A 20,000-nucleotide genomic window follows, 5' to 3' on the forward strand; every position below is an offset into this window, starting at 1 on the left:
CAATGACCCGTCGCGCCCTGGTGTGCGCGGTTTTGGCCACCACATCGGCGTGGGCGCAAGCCCAGTCCATCGTGATGTCGTCCACCACCTCGACCGAGCAATCGGGCTTGTTTGCGCACCTGTTGCCCGCCTTCAAAAAAGCCAGCGGGCTGGATGTGAAAGTGGTGGCGCTGGGCACGGGCCAAGCGCTGGACATGGCGCGTCGCGGTGACGCTGACGTGGTGTTTGTGCACGACCAGGTGGCCGAAGAAAAGTTTGTGGCCGATGGCTTTGGCCTCAAGCGCTTGCCTGTGATGTACAACGACTTTGTGCTGATTGGCCCCAAGGCCGACCCGGCAGGCACCAAAGGCAAAGACATCGTGGCGGCTTTGGCCAAGTTGTCGGGTGGCAATGCAGCTTTTGTGTCACGCGGTGACAAGAGCGGCACGCATGCGGCCGAACTGCGCTTTTGGAAGATGGCCAATTTGACCGACAAAAAAGGCAGTGGCTACAAGGAATGTGGCTGCGGCATGGGTCCGGCGCTGAACATCGCGGCATCTTCGGGCGCCTATGTGATGGCCGACCGCGCCACCTGGCTGAACTTCAAGAACCGCGCCGATCTGGCCATTTTGGTCGAAGGTGACAACCGCTTGTTCAACCAATACGGCGTGATGGTGGTCAACCCGGCCAAGCATGCGCACGTCAAGCAGGCCGATGCACAGAAGTTTGTCGACTGGATCACCACGGCTGCTGGCCAAGCCGTGATCGCCGATTACAAAATCGGCGGAGAGCAGTTGTTTTTCCCTAATGCCGGCAAGTAATCTGGCTCGAGCGATGCCGAGTGTGCGGTAAAGCGTGGATCGGAGATGCCCAGGGGGCTGGTGGCTTTTGCCACCTTGCCCCTGGCGTCAAGGTTTTGGTCTGAATAAGCAGGCTTTGGCGCTGCGGCGGTGATGACGTGCGCTCGCGCTCATGCGCATGCGGCGCAGCGGGGGCAGAGCAGACGATTCAGGGCTGGGGCCATCAATGTGCCCACAGTGTGCTGACGGTCTTCAAGCCCAACAAGGTGAGTGCCAACGAACCAAAAAGATGCAGTGAAGCGGTGCCAACCGCTACCGCGAAACGCCCCTGCTGCAGCAGAGCCACCACTTCGGCCGAAAAGCTGGAGAAGGTGGTCAGTGCCCCCAGAAATCCGGTGATCAAAGCCAATCGCCAGACCGGGTCCAATTCAGGCAATTGCTGAAACACGCCCACACCAACACCCACCAGGTAACCGCCGATCAGGTTGGCCGCCAAGGTGCCCCAGGGCAATAAGCCGCTGCCTGCGGGCGTTAGGTTGAGCCACAAACCCAATTGCCAGCGCGACAAGGCACCTACACAAGCACCGATGCAAATGGCGATCACTGTGAACATGTGCCGTGTCCTTGTGTGGCGTTAAAAAGGCGGGTCTCCGTCGTCGGACCCACCTGCCAAGACGGTTGGAATGACTGTTTTTTGTACGGGATTCGCCGTGAGGGCATCGGTACCCGCAGCGCCCAGTTCCATCTCGCCACCCAAGGCTTCGATCAGGCTGTCGATCAGGGGGGCCAGCAAGCCGGTGGACAAGGCCATATCGGCATCAAAACGGTCTTCTTTCTTGTCGGTGCCCGACTCGTCCATGACGCCATCAAGGTATTGCACTTTCTTGAGCTGCAGGGTTTCGGTCAGCACAAAGGCCACGCGGCCGTCCCAGCTCAGCGCCAGCTGGGTGGGCAGTTTGCCTTCCAACACATGTTTGCGCACGTCGTCGTTGGCCAGGTGGTGGCGCGTGAAGCGCACACTGGCCGCATCTTCGCCGGTGGACTTGAGCACGGTTTCGCGTTCCACCGTGAGGTCGGCAGGCCATTCGTCCGGCGTGGGGGCCAAAAGCCACTGCGTCATGGCCGCTTGCGGCGAGGTGACGGTTTGGATCAAAGACACTGACAGACCGCCCATCACGTTCATGAGTGCCGACATGACTTCGTCGGCCTTGCCTTGGCTGCCCGCATTCAGCACCAGACGGCGGTTGTCCAAGTCCATCCACACCAGCACGCTGGATTGGCGGGCAAAAGCCTGAGGCAGCAGCGTCAGCAGCACCTCGTCCATCAGGTCGCGCTTTTCTTTTTTGCCGGGCTTGCGGCCTGTGGCCGCTTCGATTTCGGCGATGCGTTCATCGGCCTTGCGGCGCACCACGTTGCCGGGCACCGCCTTGGACTCGATCATCAGCTTCATGATCCACTGCCCAGCCACCGACTCGACCAAAGGGCCATGGGCTTCGCCGCGTGGCGGCACCCAGCCAATCGATTTTTCTTGGCTGGCGCCACATTCCACAAATTGGATCGGCTCCAGAGCCGCCTGCACATCGGCCAATGTGGGCGCGAAGCCCTCGCCGATGCGGTAAACCATCACATTCTTGAACACAGCATTCCTTCTTGACTTCCAAGCGATAGGTGCCTGGAAATATCCAATGATCATAGATGATGATCTGCTTGCATTTACAGTATGAAAGATCCTTGTCTGTTGTTTTGGAAGACCTGTTCATGAGTACATCTCCACCGCGTTGGCAATTTTGGATCGACCGTGGCGGCACGTTCACCGACGTGGTGGGCAAGCGCCCCGATGGCACCTTGGTCACGCACAAGCTGCTTTCTGAAAACCCTGAGCAATACCGCGATGCGGCGGTGGCGGGCATCCGACATTTGCTCGAGTTGAAGCCCGGTGAACTCGTCACACCAGAGCAGGTCGAATGCGTGAAGATGGGCACCACCGTGGCCACCAACGCCTTGCTGGAGCGCAAGGGTGAAGCCACGCTGCTGGTGACCACGCAGGGCTTTGGCGATGCGCTGCGCATCGCCTACCAAAACCGCCCGCGTTTGTTTGACCGTCAGATCGTGCTGCCCGAGTTGCTCTACAGCGCGGTGGTGGAAGCGCAAGAACGTGTTGCGGTGGATGGCCAGGTGTTGCAGCCGCTCGATGAGGTGCATTTGCGCACCCAATTGGTGAACAGTTTTGCGCAAGGTGTGCGGTCGGTGGCGGTGGTCTTCATGCACGGCTGGCAGCACACGGCGCATGAGCGGGCTGCGGCACGTTTGGCGCGTGAAGTGGGCTTCACACAGATCAGTACCTCGCACCAGACCAGCCCGATGATGAAACTGGTCAGCCGGGGCGACACCACCGTGGTCGATGCCTATTTGTCGCCCATCTTGCGCCGCTATGTCGACCAAGTGGCCAGCGAAATGCCGGGTGTGAAACTGATGTTCATGCAGTCTTCGGGGGGCTTGACAGACGCGCAGGTGTTTGCGGGCAAAGACGCGATCTTGAGCGGCCCGGCGGGCGGCATCGTGGGCATGGCCCGCACGGCCCAGCTGGCGGGGCACGACAAGGTGATTGGTTTTGACATGGGTGGCACCTCGACCGATGTGTCGCACTTTGCCGGGCAGTTCGAGCGCGAGTTTGAAACCCAGGTGGCTGGCGTGCGCATGCGCGCCCCCATGATGAGCATCCACACCGTGGCGGCGGGTGGGGGGTCATTACTCACTTTTGACGGTGCGCGTTTTCGGGTCGGGCCACAAAGCGCGGGGGCCAAGCCCGGCCCGGCCAGTTACCGCCGTGGCGGGCCTTTGGCCGTGACCGATGCGAACTTGATGGTGGGCAAGGTGCAGCCGCGGTTTTTCCCCCCGGTGTTCGGGCCAGATGCGGACCAAGCGCTCGACGCCGAGGTGGTGTGCGGGCACTTTGAAAAACTGGCCGTGCAAACCGGCCGCGCTGCCGAAGATGTGGCGCACGGTTTCATCCAGATTGCGGTGCAGCAGATGGCCAACGCGATCAAGAAAATTTCGGTGGCCCGTGGCTACGATGTGACGCGCTACACCTTGCAGTGCTTTGGCGGCGCGGGCGGGCAGCACGCGTGTTTGGTGGCCGATGCATTGGGCATGTCGCAGGTGCTGGTGCACCCGCTGGCTGGTGTTTTGTCGGCCTATGGCATGGGTTTGGCCGATCAGAGCGTGATGCGCGAAGCATCGATGGAGCGCCCACTGGACGCTGCGACCATGCCTTTCATGGCCGAGCGCTTGCAGGCTTTGGGGGACGACACGCGTCAAGCCTTGCTGGCGCAAATGGGCGGGGATGCAACCCATGCCGACCGCATCGAGCTGCGCCAACGCGTGCATGTGCGCTACGAAGGCACCGACTCGGCGCTGGTGGTGCCTTGGGGCGATCAGGCCCAATTGGTGGCGGGTTTTGAGGCGGCCTACCGCCAACGCTTTGCCTTCTTGATGCAAGGCAAGGCCTTGGTGGTGGAGGCGGTATCGGTCGAGGCGGTGCTCCCCGGCGATGCGCCCGAAGAGACTGTCCATGCCTTGCATCCCGAGCGCGAGGTGCCGCGCCGAGACACCGTGCGCATGTACACCGCCAATGCGCAAGGTGTGGCCCAGTGGCATGGCGCTGCGCTGGTGGTGCGCGAAGACCTGCGCCCAGGGGATGTGATCGACGGCCCGGCCATCATCGCCGAGAAAAATGCCACCACGGTGGTGGAGCCCGGTTGGCAAGCGCGGGTGACGGCATGGGACCATTTGCTGTTGGTGCGCGTGCAGCCACGGGCTGTGCATTACGCCGCAGGCACGCAAGCCGATCCGGTGCTGTTGGAGGTGTTCAACAACCTGTTCATGAACATCGCCGAGCAAATGGGTTTGCAGCTGCAAAACACCGCTTACTCGGTCAACATCAAGGAGCGGCTGGATTTTTCATGTGCACTCTTCAGTGCCCAAGGGCATTTGATTGCCAACGCCCCGCACATGCCGGTGCATTTGGGCTCCATGGGTGAGAGCATCCAGACCGTGATCCAAGACAACCATGGCCGCATGCAGCCGGGCGATGTGTTTGTGCTCAATGACCCCTATCACGGCGGCACGCATTTGCCCGACATCACGGTCATCACGCCGGTGTTTCTGTCAGACCCCACGCACCCTGTGTTTTTTGTGGGCTCGCGTGGCCACCACGCCGATGTGGGCGGTTTGACGCCGGGCTCGATGCCGCCGTTTTCCACGCGCATCGAAGAAGAGGGCGTGCAGATCCACAACTTCAAACTGGTTGATGCGGGCCATTTGCGCGAAGCCGAGATGGTGGCCTTGCTGCAAAGTGGGCCCTACCCCTCGCGCAACCCCTCGCAAAACATGGCCGACTTGAAGGCGCAAATCGCGGCCAATGAAAAAGGCGTGCAGGAGCTGCGCCGCATGGTCGAGCAGTTTGGCCTGGATGTGGTGCAAGCCTATATGCGCCACGTGCAAGACAACGCCGAAGAGTCGGTGCGCCGCGTCATCACGCGCCTGAAGGACGGGGCTTTCACCTTGCCCCTGGACAATGGGGCGCAGATCCAAGTGGCTGTGCGCGTCAACGCCGCCGAGCGCAAGGCCGAGATCGATTTCAGCGGCACCAGCGCCCAGTTGCCCAACAACTTCAACGCGCCTCGGGCTGTGTGCATGGCGGCGGTGTTGTATGTTTTTCGCAGTTTGGTGGACGATGACATTCCCTTGAACGCCGGCTGCCTCAAGCCCTTGAATGTCATCATTCCGCCAGGCTGCATGCTCAACCCCAACCCGCCCGCTTCGGTGGTGGCGGGCAATGTGGAGACCTCCACTTGCATCACCAACGCCTTGTTTGGCGCATTGGGCGTGATGGCGGGCAGCCAGCCGACGATGAACAACTTCACCTTTGGCAATGCGCGGGTGCAGTATTACGAGACGATTGCAGGCGGCAGTGGCGCTGGCGGGCGATTTGACGACCAAGGCCGTCAAGTGGGTGGTTTTGACGGCACCTCGGTGGTGCAAACCCACATGACCAATTCACGCCTGACCGACCCTGAGGTGTTGGAGTTTCGTTTTCCGGTGCGGCTGGAAAGCTACGCCATCCGCCCAGGCTCGGGCGGAGCAGGGCGCTGGCGCGGCGGGGATGGGGGGGTGCGCCGTGTGCGCTTTTTGGAGCCGATGACGGCGGGCATTTTGTCCAATGGGCGTGTGCACCCGGCTTTTGGCATGGCCGGTGGGCTCAGTGGTTTGCCGGGCATCAACCGGCTGGTGCGCAGCGATGGCCAAGTGCAGACCTTGGCGCACATTGGCCAAGTCGAGATGCAGGTGGGCGATGTCTTCGAGATCCACACCCCAGGTGGGGGTGGTTTTGGCGAGGCTGAATCCAGCGCGTCTGACTGAGGTTCAGGGTTTTTGGGGTGGATAGGCCGGGGCTTGACCATAGCCTTGGCCCTTGACCCGGACGCCTTGCTCTGAAAGGTTGGCGGCCTTTTTGGGGCCGATGCCTTTGACGCGTTGCATCACATCAGGCCAATCACGAAAAAGGGCTTTTTCCCGTTCGCGCATGACTTCGCGGGTCATCGCCGGACCAAGACCTTTCAAGCCATCGAGTTCCATTTCTGTCGCTTTGTTCAGATCCACCTGCGCCCAAGCGATTCCGGCCAACATGACGCTCACGATGGCGGTCGTCATCTTTTTGATCATCTCTGCCTCTCCCTGTGTGGGCTGCAGCGCTCTGCAGTTGAGGCCATTGTGGGTCGGGCGCTCAGATCGGAGAACAGGGACGTTCGCATCACTTGAAACAAGGTGTTTCAAGTCAGTTGTTCACAACTCTTCAATGCGTCTCGGGGGGTAGCTGTCCCAAGCCTGGCAGCCCGGGCAGTGCCAGAAGTGCTCTTTGGCTTCAAACCCGCAGGCGGCACAACGGTACCGGGCCAAGGGCCGGATGGCTTGCTCCAGCGCTTTTTGTACCGGGGCCGGCAAAGGGTTCTGCCCCTTGTTTTCTTCGGTCAACCATCGAGTGGCAGCCATCAAGGAGGCATGGTTGCTCAAATGGTCCAGATAGCGTTGGTGTGATGCCGCCCCCCCTTCTGGGGACGTTGACTCTATGGCCGAGATGGCATCCAGCACATCAATGCAGGCTTGTTTGGCGTAATGCGTTTTCAGCAATTGCGCGGCCTCTTGGGTCAAGGCGGCAGCCTGGGCAGCCTTGACCAAACTGGCAGCAGCCAGTGGGGCGGCTGCATCCGAACGTTCAAACAAAACCGACAAAGTCTCAAATGCTTGTGCGGCCTGTCCCTGGGACAGTTGCAGTTGCCCCAGCAAAATGCGGGGTCTGGCCGCATCGGGGGTTGCCTGAATGGCCGCCGTCAACAGGTTCAGGGCATTGGGGATATCGCCTTGTTGCACGGCTTCGCGAGCTTGCTCACATTGGTAGTGCGCCATGCGCATGTCGAAATTGGCCTCACCTGAGGTTTCAAGAAGACGCGCCACGCGTGCGGCTTCAGGCCATTCGCGCGAACGCTCGTAGATGGCCAGTCGTGCCAACCGTGCCTGGCCTTCGTAGGATGTTCCTTCCAGTTTGCGCAGCGCTTCTTCCGCGCGGTCGAGCAAGCCAGCTTTCAAAAAATCGAGGGCCAAGCCATGTTGTGCACGCTGCCGATCGGCACTGCTCAGATCGGCCCGCGACATCAGGTGTTCGTGCACGCGTACAGCGCGGTCGTATTCACCTCGGCGGCGAAACAGGTTGCCCAGAGCAAAGTGCAACTCTGACGTGTCGGGGTCGTTTTGAACGGCTTCAATGAAAGCATCAATCGCCTTGTCCTGCTGCTCATTGAGCAGGTAGTTCAGGCCTTTGAAATAAGCACGCGGTGCCTGCCGGTTGGCGATGCGCATTTGGCGCAAGTCGAGACGAGAGGCTATCCAGCCCAACGCAAACGCAGCGGGCAGGCCCAACAAAATCCAGGTCAGGTCAAGTTCCATGAGGCGTCTCGGGCACAGGAGTGGGTTCGCTTGCGGTGGGCAGATGTTGACGCGCAGTCTGGCGATGACGCCACCATCTTGGCACCATGCCCAGCACGCCCACCATCACGCCCAAGCTGAAGGCAGAAAGCACCACCAAGACGGTGGGTGCTGACCAAAAGGTGCTGAAAAAGAAATTGACGCGCGTTTCTTGCTGGTTGTTCAGCGCAAAAGCGAACAGCGTGAAAAAAACCGCTGCTTTCAGTAGCCACTGAAGCAGCCGGAGCAGACGTTTCATGGTGTGACCTCGGAAGCTGGAGCCATTCTAATGGGCCCATTCGTGCCCCCTGCGGGTGAGGCATCACAAACCCGCGCACCTTGGGCGACAAGAGAGATAAGGGTCACAGAACTTTGGGGGCGTTCACTTGGGCGCTGGACACTGTGCCGGCATCCACGGCTTCGCGCAGGGCTTTGCCTGGTTTGAAATGGGGAACCCGTTTTTCCGGAATCTGAACGCTCTCACCTGAGCGGGGGTTGCGGCCAACACGGGGTGGGCGGCGGTTGATGGAGAAGCTGCCAAAGCCGCGAATTTCGATGCGGTGACCTTTGACCAGCGCATCGCTCATGGCGTCCAGCACCGTTTTGACGGCCAATTCGGCGTCACGGTGGGTCAGCTGTGCAAAGCGGGCGGCGAGTTCTTCAACCAGATCGGAGCGGGTCATGTGCTTACTTTGTTGTTCATGCAACTTGCAGGTGTCGGGCACCAGCCTGAAAAAAGCCTGCCCCCATGACAGGGGCAGGCTTTTCAGACAGCAAGTGTCTTCAGATCAAAGAGATCAGTTGTTGTCCAACTTGGCACGCAACAAAGCGCCCAGGCTGGTTGTGCCCGCGTTTTCACGCGAAGACTGCTGAGACAAGGAAGCCATGGCTTCTTGTTGGTCCACAGCGTCCTTGGCTTTGATGGACAACTGGATGTTGCGGGTCTTGCGATCCACGTTCACCACCACAGCGGTCACTTCGTCGCCAACTTTCAGCACGTGGCTGGCATCTTCCACGCGGTCACGCGAGATTTCGCTGACGCGCAGGTAGCCGACAATGTCTTCGCCCAGGTCGATCTCAGCGCCTTTGGCATCCACAGTCTTGACCTTGCCGGTGACGGTTTGGCCTTTGTCGTTGATCGACACGAAGGTGGTGAAAGGATCGGAGTCGAGCTGTTTGATGCCCAAGCTGATGCGTTCGCGGTCCACGTCCACAGCCAAGACCAAAGCCTCGACTTCTTGACCCTTCTTGAATTCGCGCACGGCGTTTTCGCCGGTTTCGTTCCAGGACAGGTCAGACAGGTGCACCAAGCCGTCGATGCCGGCAGCCAAGCCCACGAACACGCCGAAGTCGGTGATCGACTTGATCGGGCCCTTGACGCGGTCACCGCGCTTGGTGTTTTGAGCGAACTCTTGCCATGGGTTGGCACGGCACTGCTTCATGCCCAAACTGATGCGGCGCTTGTCTTCGTCGATCTCGAGGACCATGACTTCGACTTCGTCACCCAGTGCAACGATCTTGGAAGGGGCCACGTTCTTGTTGGTCCAGTCCATTTCGGAGACGTGCACCAAGCCTTCGATGCCTGGCTCGAGTTCCACAAACGCGCCGTAGTCGGCGATGTTGGTGATCTTGCCGAACATGCGAGTGCCCTGTGGGTAGCGGCGGTTCACGCCCATCCAAGGATCGTCGCCCATTTGCTTGAGGCCCAAGGACACGCGGTTTTTCTCGGTGTCGAACTTGAGGATCTTGGCAGTGATTTCCTGACCGGCAGTGACCACTTCGGATGGGTGACGGACACGGCGCCATGCCATGTCGGTGATGTGCAGCAAACCGTCGATGCCACCCAAGTCCACGAATGCACCGTATTCGGTGATGTTCTTGACCACACCGTGAACGATGGAGCCTTCGCGCAATGTTTCCATCAGCTTGGCGCGCTCTTCGCCCATGGATGCTTCCACCACAGCGCGGCGTGACAACACGACGTTGTTGCGCTTGCGGTCGAGCTTGATGACCTTGAATTCCAAAGTCTTGTTCTCGTAGGGAGACAGGTCTTTGGTAGGACGTGTGTCGACCAAAGAGCCAGGCAAGAAAGCGCGGATGCCGTTGACCAACACGGTCAGGCCACCTTTGACTTTGCCGCTGGTCACGCCAGTGACGAACTCGCCGGATTCCAGGGCTTTTTCGAGGGACATCCACGAAGCCAGACGCTTGGCGGTGTCACGGGACAAGATGGTGTCGCCGTAACCGTTTTCGATGGAGCCGATGGCCACGGAGACAAAGTCGCCGACCTGGACTTCAACTTCACCCTGGTCGTTTTTGAACTCTTCGAGCGGCACGTAGGACTCTGACTTGAGACCAGCGTTGACCACAACGAAGTTGTGCTCGATGCGCACGACTTCAGCAGTGATGACTTCGCCTGGGCGCATTTCGGTGCGCGTCAGGGATTCTTCGAATAGGGCGGCAAATGATTCAGACATGAATTTTCCTCATCCACAAAACAGGACTGACGAGCGCGAAATGCGTCGTTTCCAGGAGCTGACTGTGGCGGTTGGTTGTGCAGCGTGAGCTGCGGTTGGTTTCAAAAATCCACCTGGCCAGTGTGCAAGCTGCACGAAGAGAGCCGGGTGGAACCTCTATTTAGCCCGCGAAGGGCGGGCTAGGTGGCCGGTTTGGGTTCATCAACCTCGGTCGATTAACCAAAAACCTGCCGACTTTGCCACCAGCCCATCACCTGTTCCATCGAAGCTTCGATGGTCAGGGACGAGTTGTCCAGTTGCAAGGCATCTTGTGCGGGCTTGAGTGGCGCAACGCTGCGGGACATGTCCCGGGCATCACGCGCTTCCAAGTCAGCGCGAAGAGCGTCGATATTAGCCGAAAAACCCTTCAAAATCAATTGCTTATGCCGTCTTTCGGCCCGTTGGGCAGCGCTGGCGGTCAAAAAAACCTTCAATGGGGCATTCGGGAAGATCACCGTACCCATGTCGCGGCCGTCGGCCAAGAGGCCGGGCAGGCGGCGAAAGCTGTGCTGTAGCTGTACCAAAGCCTCGCGCACTGCGGGCAAAACAGACACTTTGGAGGCGTTCATGCCACCTTGTTCGCTGCGAATCGCATCCGTCACGTCCACGCCATTGAGCAAGACTTGTTCGCCTTCAAAGTGCACAGGCAGATGGCGGGCCAGGTCGGCGATGTGGCTTTCGTCGGAGGCTTCGAGTGTGAGCCCGGCCTGCAGCGCGGCATGAGCCGTGACACGGTACAGTGCGCCCGAGTCGAGGTAGTGGTAGCCCAGCTTCGCAGCCACGCGACTGGCCAGTGTGCCTTTGCCGGAGGCGGTGGGGCCATCGATGCAGATCACCGGGATCTGCATGGCGTTGGCGGTGGCCACCGAGAACAGGGCCTCGAAATAATCAGGAAAGGTCTTGGCCACGCATTTGGGGTCTTCGATGCGCACGGGCACCTGCGCCGCATTGAAGGCCGCCAACGAAAAACACATGGCCACGCGGTGGTCATCGTAGGTGTGGATGCGGGCCGCTTGCCACTGGCCCTTTGCCAACGCATTGCTGAATTGACCGTTTGGCAATGGATGAACGCGCAGCCAGTCAGGACCTTCTTCTACTGTGGCACCCAATTTGCGGCATTCGGCGGCCATGGCCACGATGCGGTCGGTTTCTTTCACGCGCCAGCTGGCAATGTTGCGCAGCAGGGTGGGGCCGTCGGCATAAAGCGCCATCACGGCCAGCGTCATGGCAGCGTCGGGGATGTGGTTGCAGTCGAGCTCAATGGCTTTGAGCGGCCAGGCGCCGCGTCGGATTTCCAGCCAATTGGGCCCACTGGTGACCCGTGCGCCCATGCGTTCGGCCGCCTCGACAAAGCGGATGTCTCCTTGGATGGAGTCAGCGCCCACGCCGTTGACTCGAATGCCTTCACCTTGGGCAATGGCACCGAGTGCGATGAAATAGCTGGCCGATGAGGCATCGGCCTCAACGTGGATGTTGCCTGGTGACTGGTAGCGACTGCCCGCAGGAATGACAAAACGCGCCCAGCCATGTCGTTCCACATCAATACCGTAGCGCGCCAGCAGGTTGAGCGTGATCTCGATGTAGGGCTTGCTGATGAGTTCGCCCACCACTTCAATCGTGATGGCGCGGTCGGCAGCGGCCAGTGGCAGCGCCATCAACAAGGCGGTCAAGAACTGGCTGGACACATCCCCGCGCACGGGGATGGGTTTGTCGAGCTGGAGCGCAGGCTGGCCGATGCGCAGCGGCGGAAAACCTGCGTTGCCCAGGTAGTCGATGGCGCAACCGAGTTCGCGCAACGCATCCACCAGGTCGCCGATCGGACGCTCGTGCATGCGCGGCACGCCCTTGAGCGTGAAGTCACCGCCTTGAACCGCTAGCGCTGCCGTGAGCGGACGCATGGCAGTGCCCGCGTTGCCCATGAAAAATTCGATGGCCTCAGTCGGCCATGCTCGACCACCCAAACCCGTGATGGTCACCGTGGTGCCCGCCGCTTCCACGCCGCAGCCCAGTTGGCGCAGGGCGGCCAGCATCACTTGGGTGTCGTCAGAGTCGAGCAAGTCGTGAACAACGGTCGTGCCTTGGCACAGGGCCGACAGCAGCAGCACGCGGTTGGATATGCTTTTGGAGCCGGGCAGGGTGACGCTGCCGGAGGCTCCTTGCAGCGGGGGAATGTCAAGAAAGGCTGTGGAGAACATGCTTTAGTCTTCGGAGTCTTGGTTGCAAGCGTTGCCCGCTTGCAGTGTCCAGGCCGAGCGCACATCGCTGGCTTGTTGAATCAGGTGTTGCAAAGCGGGGGTGTCGCCCAGCCTCAAGGTGTTTTCGAACTGTTCGAGTGCAGCACGAAAGTGGGACACCTGCATGAGCACTTCTGTTTTGTTGGCGCTCAAGATGTCGCGCCACACGGCAGCATCACTGGCTGCTATCCGCGAAAAATCCCTGAAGCCCGGGCCTGCCATCTCTAGAAATGTTGCGCCTTTGGGCTGTGCCGTGAGCGCATTGACGGCCGCAAACGCCAACAGGTGCGGCAAGTGGCTGACAGCCGCAAACGTGGCGTCATGGGCTTCGGGCGTCATGGTGCTGACATGGCTGCCGATGGCCGTCCACACCGTGTGCGCGGCTTGCATTTTTTGAATGCTGGTTTGCGGCAAAGGCGTGAGAATGGTTCGGCGCTTTTGATAAAGCGTGCTGTCAGCATGTTCAATGCCTGCCACTTCTTTGCCTGCAATCGGATGGGCAGGCACAAAGCAACTCAAGCGTTCGCCCAGTGAGGCCTGGGCGGCTGCGATCACATCGCATTTGGTCGAACCCACGTCCATCAGCAAGGCACTGGGCTGCAATGCATCGCGCATGGCGGAAAAACTGACTTGCATTGCGCCCACAGGGACCGCCAATAAAACCAAATCTGCCCCTCGTACAGCGTCGGCCACGTTGGTGCAGGCGTGGTCGAGCACCTTGAGTTCAACGGCACGTTGTCGGGTTTTTTCAGAAGCGCTGAAACCGACGATGGTCTTGACGAGGCCAGCCTTGCGCAGGGCGAGTGCAAACGAGCCGCCCATCAGGCCGCAGCCGATCAGGGCCAAACGCTCAAAACGTGGCGCGGTCGGACGCTCGGGCGTCATTCAGAAACGGGGTAAGAACCCAGCACCTTGTAGAACGCGCACAACCCTTGCAATTCTTGCAAGGCAGCGGCCACATGAGGTTCGCTGATGTGGCCTTGCAGGTCGATGTAGAAGTAATACTCCCACTGGCCCGATTTGGCGGGGCGCGATTCAAAGCGGGTCATGGACACGCCGTTGTTTTTGAGTGGCACCAGCAAATCGTGCACTGCACCCGGGCGGTTGGGCACAGACAACACCAAGCTGGTGCAGTCTTTGCCCGAGGCCGGTGGCGTGGCCAGTGTTTGCGGCAAAGCAATCACAGCAAAGCGAGTGCGGTTGAATGCTTCGTCCTGAATGGCGTGGTGCACGATGTGCAGACCAAACTGGCTGGCGGCACGTTCGCTGGCCAAGGCGGCCCAGGCGGGGTTGGTCGCTGCCAAGCGGGCGCCTTCGGCGTTGCTGGATACCGCGCGGCGTTCCACATGCGGCAGGTGCTTGGACAGCCAGCCCTGGCACTGGGCCAGGGCTTGGGGGTGGGCCATGACCACTTCAATGCCCGCATCCGAGTTGAGCTGTCGCAGCAAGTTAAAGCGCACTTGCAGGCTGACTTCGCCCACCACATGCACGGGCGAGCGCAAGAACAAATCGAGTGAGCGGGCCACCACGCCTTCGGTGGAGTTCTCCATGCCGACCACACCGTATTGGGCTGTGCCTGCGGCAGTGGCGTGGAACACTTCGTCAAAGTTGGCGCAGTAAATTAGATTGGCGGCGCTGCCAAAAAACTCGATGGCGGCCTGTTCGCAGAATGTGCCTTGTGGCCCCAGCACGGCGACGCGTTGCGGCGCTTCAAGGGCCAAGCAAGCCGACATGATCTCGCGCCAGATCGAGGCCACATGTTCGTTTTTCAGCGGGCCAAGGTTGGCCTGTGTGATTTTGTCGATGACTTGCGCCACGCGGTCGGGGCGAAAGAAGGGCGAACCTTCGGCTCGTTTGATCTCGCCCACTTGCTCGGCCACATGGGCGCGCTGGTTCAGCAGGCTCAGCAGCTGTTTGTCCAGCGAGTCGATCTGCACGCGCAGGGCGCCCAAGGCATCCGACTGAATGGGTTGTTGGCTCATGTCCGAAAAGTCTTTCTGGTCGCCTGCTTCAGGCCTGTGTTTTTTCAAATTCACGCATATAGGCCACCAAGGCCTGCACACCTTCAAGAGGCATGGCGTTGTAGATGCTTGCACGCATGCCGCCTACCGATTTGTGCCCTTTGAGCTGCAACAGGTTGGCGGCTTTGGCCCCGGCCAAGAAGGCATCGTTGCGCGATTCGTCACGCAAGAAAAACGGCACGTTCATGCGTGAGCGGCAGTCTTTGGCGACCTTGTTCACATACAGGCTGGAACTGTCCAAAAAGTTGTACAGCAGCTGCGCCTTGGCGATATTGCGCTCTTCCATGGCTGCGATGCCACCTTGTTTTTTCAGCCACTGGAACACCAAGCCTGCGATGTAAATGCTGTAAGTTGGTGGCGTGTTGTACATTGACTGGTTGTCTGCCACCAGCTTGTAGTCGAAGGCGCTTGGGCAGTGTGGCAGGGCGTGGCCGATCAAGTCTTCTCGCACGATGACCAGGGTCAGGCCTGCAGGGCCGAGATTCTTTTGTGCGCCACCAAAGGCCAGGCCCACACGAGACCAATCGACCGAGCGTGACGCAACGTGGGATGAAAAGTCCACCACCAAAGGGGCATCGCAGCCCAAGGCCTTCAGGTCGGGCAGTTCGTGAAATTCAACGCCGTGAATGGTCTCGTTGCCACAAATGTGCACGTACCGGCTGTCCGCGCCGACTTGCCAGCTTGCCGGAGCGGGCAGTGTGGTGAAACCATCGGTTTGCGCACTGGCTGCGACGCGGGCTTGTCCATATTTGCCCGCTTCTTTGAGTGATTTTTGGCTCCAACTGCCGGTCAGCACAAAATCCATGGCCCCGCCTTGCGACAGGTTCAACGGGATGATGGCGTTTTCGGCCAAGCCGCCGCCTTGCATGAACAAGATTTTGAAATGCGCGGGCACGGCCAGCAGTTCCCGCAAGTCGGCTTCGGCTTGCTCGTAAATGCTGATGAACTCCTTGCCGCGGTGGCTCATCTCCATCACGCTCATGCCTGAACCGTGCCAGTCGAGCATCTCGGCTGCGGCCTGATGCAAGACTGCTTCAGGCATGACGGCAGGGCCTGCCGAAAAGTTGAAAGCGCGCCCCATCGTTATTCTGCTGCAGTTGTGCCGTCATCCGGGGCGGCTTCGCCATCACCCGTCTCGCCTTCGGATACGTTGGCATCGTTCTCGACGATACGTTGCAAGCCTGACAGCTTGGCACCCTCGTCCAGACCGATCAAGGTCACGCCTTGTGTGGCACGGCCGAGTTCGCGGATTTCGGACACGCGGGTGCGCACCAAAACACCCGTGTCGGTGATCAGCATGATCTCGTCATCGGCGTGCACCAAAGTGGCGGCGACCACTTTGCCGTTGCGTTCCGATTGCTGAATGGCGATCATGCCCTTGGTGCCGCGGCCATGGCGTGTGTACTCGGTGATGCTGGTGCGTTTGCCGTAGCCGTTTTCGGTGGCTGTCAGCACACTTTGTGTTTCGTCACCCGCCACCAGCATGGCGATCACGCTTTGGCTTTCTTCGATCATCATGCCGCGCACGCCGCGGGCACTGCGACCCAATGGACGCACGTCGTTTTCGTCAAAGCGCACGGCCTTGCCTCCGTCGCTGAACAGCATCACATCGTGTTTGCCGTCGGTCAGCGCTGCGCCGATCAAGAAGTCGCCTTCGTCCAAATTGACTGCAATGATGCCGCCTTTGCGGGGATTGCTGAATTCATCCAGCGATGTCTTCTTGACTGTACCCATGGACGTGCCCATGAAAACGTATTGGTTTTCTGGGAAGGCGCGTGCTTCGCCAGTCAAGGCCAGCACCACGTTGATTTTTTCGCCTTCTTGCAACGGGAACATGTTGACGATGGGGCGACCACGCGAGCCGCGTGAGCCTGCAGGCACTTCCCACACCTTGAGCCAGTAAAGGCGACCACGGTTGGAGAAACACAGCAAATAGTCGTGGGTATTGGCAATGAAGAGTTGGTCAATCCAATCGTCTTCTTTTGTCGCGGCAGCTTGCTTGCCACGTCCGCCACGCTTTTGTGAGCGGTATTCACTCAGCGGCTGGCTCTTGATGTAACCGCTGTGCGACAAGGTCACGACCATGTCGGTCGGGGTGATCAGGTCTTCGGTCGAGAGGTCTTGTGCGCTGTGCTCAATTTCACTGCGGCGTGCGCCGATCTTGGTTTGACCAAATTCCTGACGCACGGTGCCCAGCTCATCGCCGATGATGGTCGAGACGCGTTCAGGCTTGGACAAGATGTCCAGCAAGTCTTCGATTTCGGACATGACCTCTTTGTATTCGGCCACGATTTTGTCCTGCTCCAGGCCTGTCAGGCGCTGCAGGCGCATCTGCAAAATCTCTTGCGCTTGTGTGTCCGACAACCGATACAGGCCGTCCTGGCCCAGACCGTATTCGCGCTCCAGGCCTTCTGGGCGGTAGTCGTCGGCGTTGATGACTGAGCCATCTCCCTTGGCCCGCGTCAGCATGGTGCGCACCATCTGGCTGTCCCAGCCACGGTGCATCAGTTCGACCTTCGCCACGGGTGGCGTGGGGGCACCACGAATGATGGCAATGAAGTCGTCGATGTTGGCCAATGCCACGGCCAAGCCTTCCAGCACGTGACCGCGGTCGCGCGCTTTGCGCAGCTCAAAAACAGTGCGGCGTGTGACCACTTCACGGCGGTGCTGCAAGAACACCTGGATCAGGTCTTTCAGGTTGCATAACTTGGGTTGACCGTCGATCAGGGCCACCATGTTCATACCAAACGTGTCTTGCAACTGGGTCTGCTTGTACAGGTTGTTCAGCACCACCTCGGGCACAGCACCGCGTTTGAGTTCAATCACCAGACGCATGCCCGATTTGTCAGACTCGTCCTGGATGTGGCTGATGTCCTCAATTTTCTTTTCGTGGACCAGTTCAGCCATGCGCTCTTGCAGGGTCTTTTTGTTGACTTGGTAAGGCAGCTCGTCGACCACGATGCACTGGCGTTGACCTTTGTCGATGTCTTCAAAGTGGCACTTGGCCCGCATGATCACGCGACCGCGACCTGTGCGGTAGCCGTCCTTGACGCCCGTCATGCCGTAAATGATGGCGCCTGTCGGGAAGTCGGGTGCAGGCACGATTTCCATCAGTTCGTCGATCGACGCTTCCGGGTTACGCAGCAAATGCAAACAAGCATCCACCACTTCATTCAAGTTGTGCGGCGGGATGTTGGTGGCCATGCCCACAGCGATACCGCCAGAGCCGTTGATCAGCAAGTTAGGCAGGCGCGAAGGCAGCACCAGTGGCTCTTTTTCCGAACCGTCGTAGTTGGGGCCGAAGTCGACGGTTTCCTTGTCGATATCGCCCAACATTTCATGGGCGATTTTGGCCAAACGGATTTCTGTGTAACGCATCGCAGCCGCGTTATCGCCATCGACCGAGCCGAAGTTGCCTTGGCCGTCCACCAGCATGTGACGCATTGAAAAGTCTTGCGCCATGCGCACGATGGTGTCGTACACCGACTGGTCGCCATGCGGGTGGTATTTACCAATCACGTCACCCACGATACGGGCTGACTTTTTATAGGGGCGGTTCCAGTCGTTGTTCAACTCATGCATGGCGAACAAGGCGCGGCGGTGTACCGGCTTCAAGCCATCGCGGGCATCAGGCAAGGCACGGCCCACGATCACACTCATGGCGTAATCGAGGTAGCTGCGCCGCATTTCCTCTTCTAGACTGATGGGCAGTGTTTCTTTGGCGAACTGGGTCATAAAGATAGAAGGAGTAATGGACGCAATGTGAAGCCGTGATTTTAGGTGCAAGCGGGTGTCGCGTATATGCAACGTTTTTCATTCATTCGAGTTGTGCCTGGCGCTAGCGTTAGTCATTTCACGAATCACACTGCGGTCTATGGCACAATATTTGTCAACGGATCAAGTGATGGTCACTTGAGACGTATTTTTTTTCGCAGCGAGTCTGCGGCTTTATCCCTTAAGAGGAAGACCATGAAGAAATTCAACAAATTGGCGATGTTGGTTGCCTCCGCAGCTCTCGTAACAGCAGCAGGCGCTCAGACTGTTGACAACTGGCGCAACGGCTCCGGCGACCTCGTCTGGAAAAACGGTACACAAGAACTGTGCTGGCGCGATGCCAACTGGACACCTGCAACTGCAGCTGTTGGTTGCGATGGTGCCATCGTTGCTCCTAAAGCCGCTCCTGCACCAGCTCCAGCTCCTGTCGCTGCACCAGCCCCAGCTCCTCAAGCTGCTGCGCCAGCACCTGCTCCAGCGCCAGCTGCGGCCACCAAAGTGACCTACGCTGCTGATGCATTCTTTGATTTCGACAAAGTTGTGTTGAAAGCTGAAGGCAAAGCCAAGCTGGACGACCTGGTCGGTAAAGTCAAAGGCATCAACTTGGAAGTCATCATTGCCGTGGGTCACACTGACTCCGTTGGCTCTGACGCTTACAACCAAAAATTGTCGGTCAAGCGTTCTGATGCTGTGAAGGCCTATTTGGTGTCCAAAGGCATCGAAAAGAACCGCGTTTACACCGAAGGCAAAGGCGAAAAGCAGCCCGTGGCTGACAACAAGACTTCTGCTGGCCGTTCCAAGAACCGCCGCGTTGAAATCGAAGTGGTCGGTACACGCGCTAACCAGTAATCCTTTTATCAGGATGAAAAAGCCCCAGCGATGGGGCTTTTTTTATGGTCAATTCTTTTTCGAAGCGCAGCTTGCGAGACAATCTCTTCCATGAATCAAGCTGCAAGCAACGTCGATCCGGCCGAATTGGCCAAATTTTCCGATCTGGCTCACCGTTGGTGGGATCCTGAGAGTGAGTTTCGTCCCTTACATCAGATCAATCCTCTGCGACTGGAGTGGATTCATGGCCTGGCGGATTTGACAGGCAAGCAAGTGGTCGATGTCGGCTGTGGTGGCGGTATTTTGGCTGATGCCATGGCTCGCAAGGGGGCACATGTCCTGGGCATAGACTTGGCCACCAAGTCCCTCAAGGTCGCCCAGTTACATGCACTGGAAGCAGGCACAACTGGCGTGCAGTACCGGGAACTCAGTGCCGAAACATTGGCCAAAGAGCAGCCTGAGCAGTTTGATGTGGTCACCTGTATGGAAATGCTGGAGCATGTTCCTGACCCCGCATCGGTGGTGAGGGCCTGCGCCCAAATGGTCAAGCCTGGTGGTTGGGTGTTCTTCTCCACACTCAACCGCAACCCCAAATCCTTTTTGTTTGCGATTTTGGGTGCCGAGTACATCCTCAAGTTGTTGCCCAAAGGCACCCACGAATTCGCCCGCATGATCAAACCCAGCGAGCTGGTCACTTGGGCCAGAGAGTCTGGGCTCGATGCTCAAGGCTTCAAGGGCATGGAATACAACCCCTTTACCAAGCGTTATTGGCTCAGCCAAGACACCAGTGTGAATTACTTGCTGGCATGTCGCAAAGGATAAGTACGC

At 59.0% G+C, this 20,000-nt stretch carries 16 protein-coding genes; 4 read left to right on the forward strand and 12 right to left on the reverse strand.

What is annotated here, in order from left to right; translation table 11 throughout:
- Positions 1-2 precede the first annotated feature (2 nt).
- Positions 3-800 (forward strand): ABC transporter substrate-binding protein, encoded by a 798-nt coding sequence (locus ACZ5RG_RS03485; RefSeq protein WP_464448175.1) that lies wholly within the window; start codon positions 3-5, stop codon positions 798-800.
- A gap of 202 nt (positions 801-1,002) precedes the next feature.
- On the opposite strand, the gene crcB is transcribed toward ACZ5RG_RS03485, so the two are convergent.
- Together crcB and ACZ5RG_RS03495 are read right to left on the reverse strand one after the other, a co-directional pair.
- Positions 1,003-1,392 (reverse strand): fluoride efflux transporter CrcB, encoded by a 390-nt coding sequence (crcB, locus tag ACZ5RG_RS03490; RefSeq protein ID WP_464447795.1) that lies wholly within the window; start codon positions 1,390-1,392, stop codon positions 1,003-1,005.
- A gap of 21 nt (positions 1,393-1,413) precedes the next feature.
- Positions 1,414-2,418, reverse strand: a complete 1,005-nt coding sequence (locus tag ACZ5RG_RS03495; RefSeq protein ID WP_464447796.1) for a recombination-associated protein RdgC — start codon at positions 2,416-2,418, stop codon at positions 1,414-1,416.
- Between the two features lie 119 nt (positions 2,419-2,537).
- Between ACZ5RG_RS03495 and ACZ5RG_RS03500 the strand changes: the two genes are divergently transcribed.
- On the forward strand, positions 2,538-6,200 hold the full coding sequence (locus ACZ5RG_RS03500; RefSeq protein WP_464447797.1) for a hydantoinase B/oxoprolinase family protein: 3,663 nt from the start codon (positions 2,538-2,540) through the stop codon (positions 6,198-6,200).
- 3 nt (positions 6,201-6,203) lie between these two features.
- Here ACZ5RG_RS03500 and ACZ5RG_RS03505 read toward each other — a convergent pair whose 3' ends face one another.
- The 10 genes from ACZ5RG_RS03505 to gyrA all read right to left on the reverse strand — a co-directional run bounded on the left by ACZ5RG_RS03505 (position 6,204) and on the right by gyrA (position 18,305).
- Complete coding sequence (locus ACZ5RG_RS03505; protein ID WP_298602230.1) at positions 6,204-6,503, reverse strand: ComEA family DNA-binding protein; 300 nt, start codon at positions 6,501-6,503, stop codon at positions 6,204-6,206.
- Positions 6,504-6,623: 120 nt separating this feature from the next.
- Positions 6,624-7,781 (reverse strand): lipopolysaccharide assembly protein LapB, encoded by a 1,158-nt coding sequence (gene lapB / locus ACZ5RG_RS03510; protein WP_312261120.1) that lies wholly within the window; start codon positions 7,779-7,781, stop codon positions 6,624-6,626.
- On the reverse strand, positions 7,771-8,058 hold the full coding sequence (locus tag ACZ5RG_RS03515; RefSeq protein ID WP_312261118.1) for a LapA family protein: 288 nt from the start codon (positions 8,056-8,058) through the stop codon (positions 7,771-7,773). Before ACZ5RG_RS03515 ends, lapB begins: the two co-directional genes overlap by 11 nt.
- A 103-nt stretch (positions 8,059-8,161) precedes the next feature.
- Positions 8,162-8,506: an integration host factor subunit beta gene (locus tag ACZ5RG_RS03520; RefSeq protein WP_298602238.1), complete on the reverse strand. Its 345-nt coding sequence runs from the start codon at positions 8,504-8,506 to the stop codon at positions 8,162-8,164.
- Between the two features lie 90 nt (positions 8,507-8,596).
- Positions 8,597-10,276, reverse strand: a complete 1,680-nt coding sequence (gene rpsA, locus ACZ5RG_RS03525) for a 30S ribosomal protein S1 (protein WP_019431250.1) — start codon at positions 10,274-10,276, stop codon at positions 8,597-8,599.
- Positions 10,277-10,491: 215 nt separating this feature from the next.
- Positions 10,492-12,510: a bifunctional 3-phosphoshikimate 1-carboxyvinyltransferase/cytidylate kinase gene (locus tag ACZ5RG_RS03530; protein ID WP_464447798.1), complete on the reverse strand. Its 2,019-nt coding sequence runs from the start codon at positions 12,508-12,510 to the stop codon at positions 10,492-10,494.
- A 3-nt stretch (positions 12,511-12,513) separates the two neighbouring features.
- Complete coding sequence (locus tag ACZ5RG_RS03535; protein ID WP_298602246.1) at positions 12,514-13,434, reverse strand: prephenate dehydrogenase; 921 nt, start codon at positions 13,432-13,434, stop codon at positions 12,514-12,516.
- Positions 13,431-14,531: a prephenate dehydratase gene (pheA, locus tag ACZ5RG_RS03540; protein ID WP_298602249.1), complete on the reverse strand. Its 1,101-nt coding sequence runs from the start codon at positions 14,529-14,531 to the stop codon at positions 13,431-13,433. The genes ACZ5RG_RS03535 and pheA overlap by 4 nt, the downstream gene beginning before the upstream one ends.
- Before the next feature lie 28 nt (positions 14,532-14,559).
- Complete coding sequence (gene serC / locus ACZ5RG_RS03545) at positions 14,560-15,651, reverse strand: 3-phosphoserine/phosphohydroxythreonine transaminase (RefSeq protein ID WP_298602252.1); 1,092 nt, start codon at positions 15,649-15,651, stop codon at positions 14,560-14,562.
- Positions 15,652-15,653: 2 nt separating this feature from the next.
- The gene (gene gyrA / locus ACZ5RG_RS03550; protein ID WP_312261107.1) at positions 15,654-18,305 is read right to left on the reverse strand and encodes a DNA gyrase subunit A; all 2,652 of its coding nucleotides are present in this window, start codon (positions 18,303-18,305) and stop codon (positions 15,654-15,656) included.
- 234 nt (positions 18,306-18,539) lie between these two features.
- On the opposite strand from gyrA, the gene ompA reads away from it, so the two are divergent.
- Complete coding sequence (ompA, locus tag ACZ5RG_RS03555) at positions 18,540-19,193, forward strand: outer membrane protein OmpA (RefSeq protein ID WP_464447799.1); 654 nt, start codon at positions 18,540-18,542, stop codon at positions 19,191-19,193.
- A 90-nt stretch (positions 19,194-19,283) separates the two neighbouring features.
- Positions 19,284-19,994, forward strand: a complete 711-nt coding sequence (gene ubiG / locus ACZ5RG_RS03560) for a bifunctional 2-polyprenyl-6-hydroxyphenol methylase/3-demethylubiquinol 3-O-methyltransferase UbiG (protein ID WP_464447800.1) — start codon at positions 19,284-19,286, stop codon at positions 19,992-19,994.
- Positions 19,995-20,000 lie beyond the last annotated feature (6 nt).

It is taken from the genome of Limnohabitans sp. TEGF005, assembly GCF_055394835.1.

Excerpts from the sequence above, each read along its gene's own strand:
- gyrA (WP_312261107.1), bottom strand. The coding sequence starts at position 18,305 with ATGACCCAGTTCGCCAAAGAAACACTGCCCATCAGTCTAGAAGAGGAA.
- ACZ5RG_RS03530 (WP_464447798.1), bottom strand. The coding sequence starts at position 12,510 with ATGTTCTCCACAGCCTTTCTTGACATTCCCCCGCTGCAAGGAGCCTCC.
- ACZ5RG_RS03500 (WP_464447797.1), top strand. The coding sequence starts at position 2,538 with ATGAGTACATCTCCACCGCGTTGGCAATTTTGGATCGACCGTGGCGGC.
- ompA (WP_464447799.1), top strand. The coding sequence starts at position 18,540 with ATGAAGAAATTCAACAAATTGGCGATGTTGGTTGCCTCCGCAGCTCTC.
- ACZ5RG_RS03485 (WP_464448175.1), top strand. The coding sequence starts at position 3 with ATGACCCGTCGCGCCCTGGTGTGCGCGGTTTTGGCCACCACATCGGCG.
- rpsA (WP_019431250.1), bottom strand. The coding sequence starts at position 10,276 with ATGTCTGAATCATTTGCCGCCCTATTCGAAGAATCCCTGACGCGCACC.
- lapB (WP_312261120.1), bottom strand. The coding sequence starts at position 7,781 with ATGGAACTTGACCTGACCTGGATTTTGTTGGGCCTGCCCGCTGCGTTT.
- ACZ5RG_RS03535 (WP_298602246.1), bottom strand. The coding sequence starts at position 13,434 with ATGACGCCCGAGCGTCCGACCGCGCCACGTTTTGAGCGTTTGGCCCTG.
- ACZ5RG_RS03505 (WP_298602230.1), bottom strand. The coding sequence starts at position 6,503 with ATGATCAAAAAGATGACGACCGCCATCGTGAGCGTCATGTTGGCCGGA.
- ubiG (WP_464447800.1), top strand. The coding sequence starts at position 19,284 with ATGAATCAAGCTGCAAGCAACGTCGATCCGGCCGAATTGGCCAAATTT.
- serC (WP_298602252.1), bottom strand. The coding sequence starts at position 15,651 with ATGGGGCGCGCTTTCAACTTTTCGGCAGGCCCTGCCGTCATGCCTGAA.
- crcB (WP_464447795.1), bottom strand. The coding sequence starts at position 1,392 with ATGTTCACAGTGATCGCCATTTGCATCGGTGCTTGTGTAGGTGCCTTG.
- pheA (WP_298602249.1), bottom strand. The coding sequence starts at position 14,531 with ATGAGCCAACAACCCATTCAGTCGGATGCCTTGGGCGCCCTGCGCGTG.
- ACZ5RG_RS03515 (WP_312261118.1), bottom strand. The coding sequence starts at position 8,058 with ATGAAACGTCTGCTCCGGCTGCTTCAGTGGCTACTGAAAGCAGCGGTT.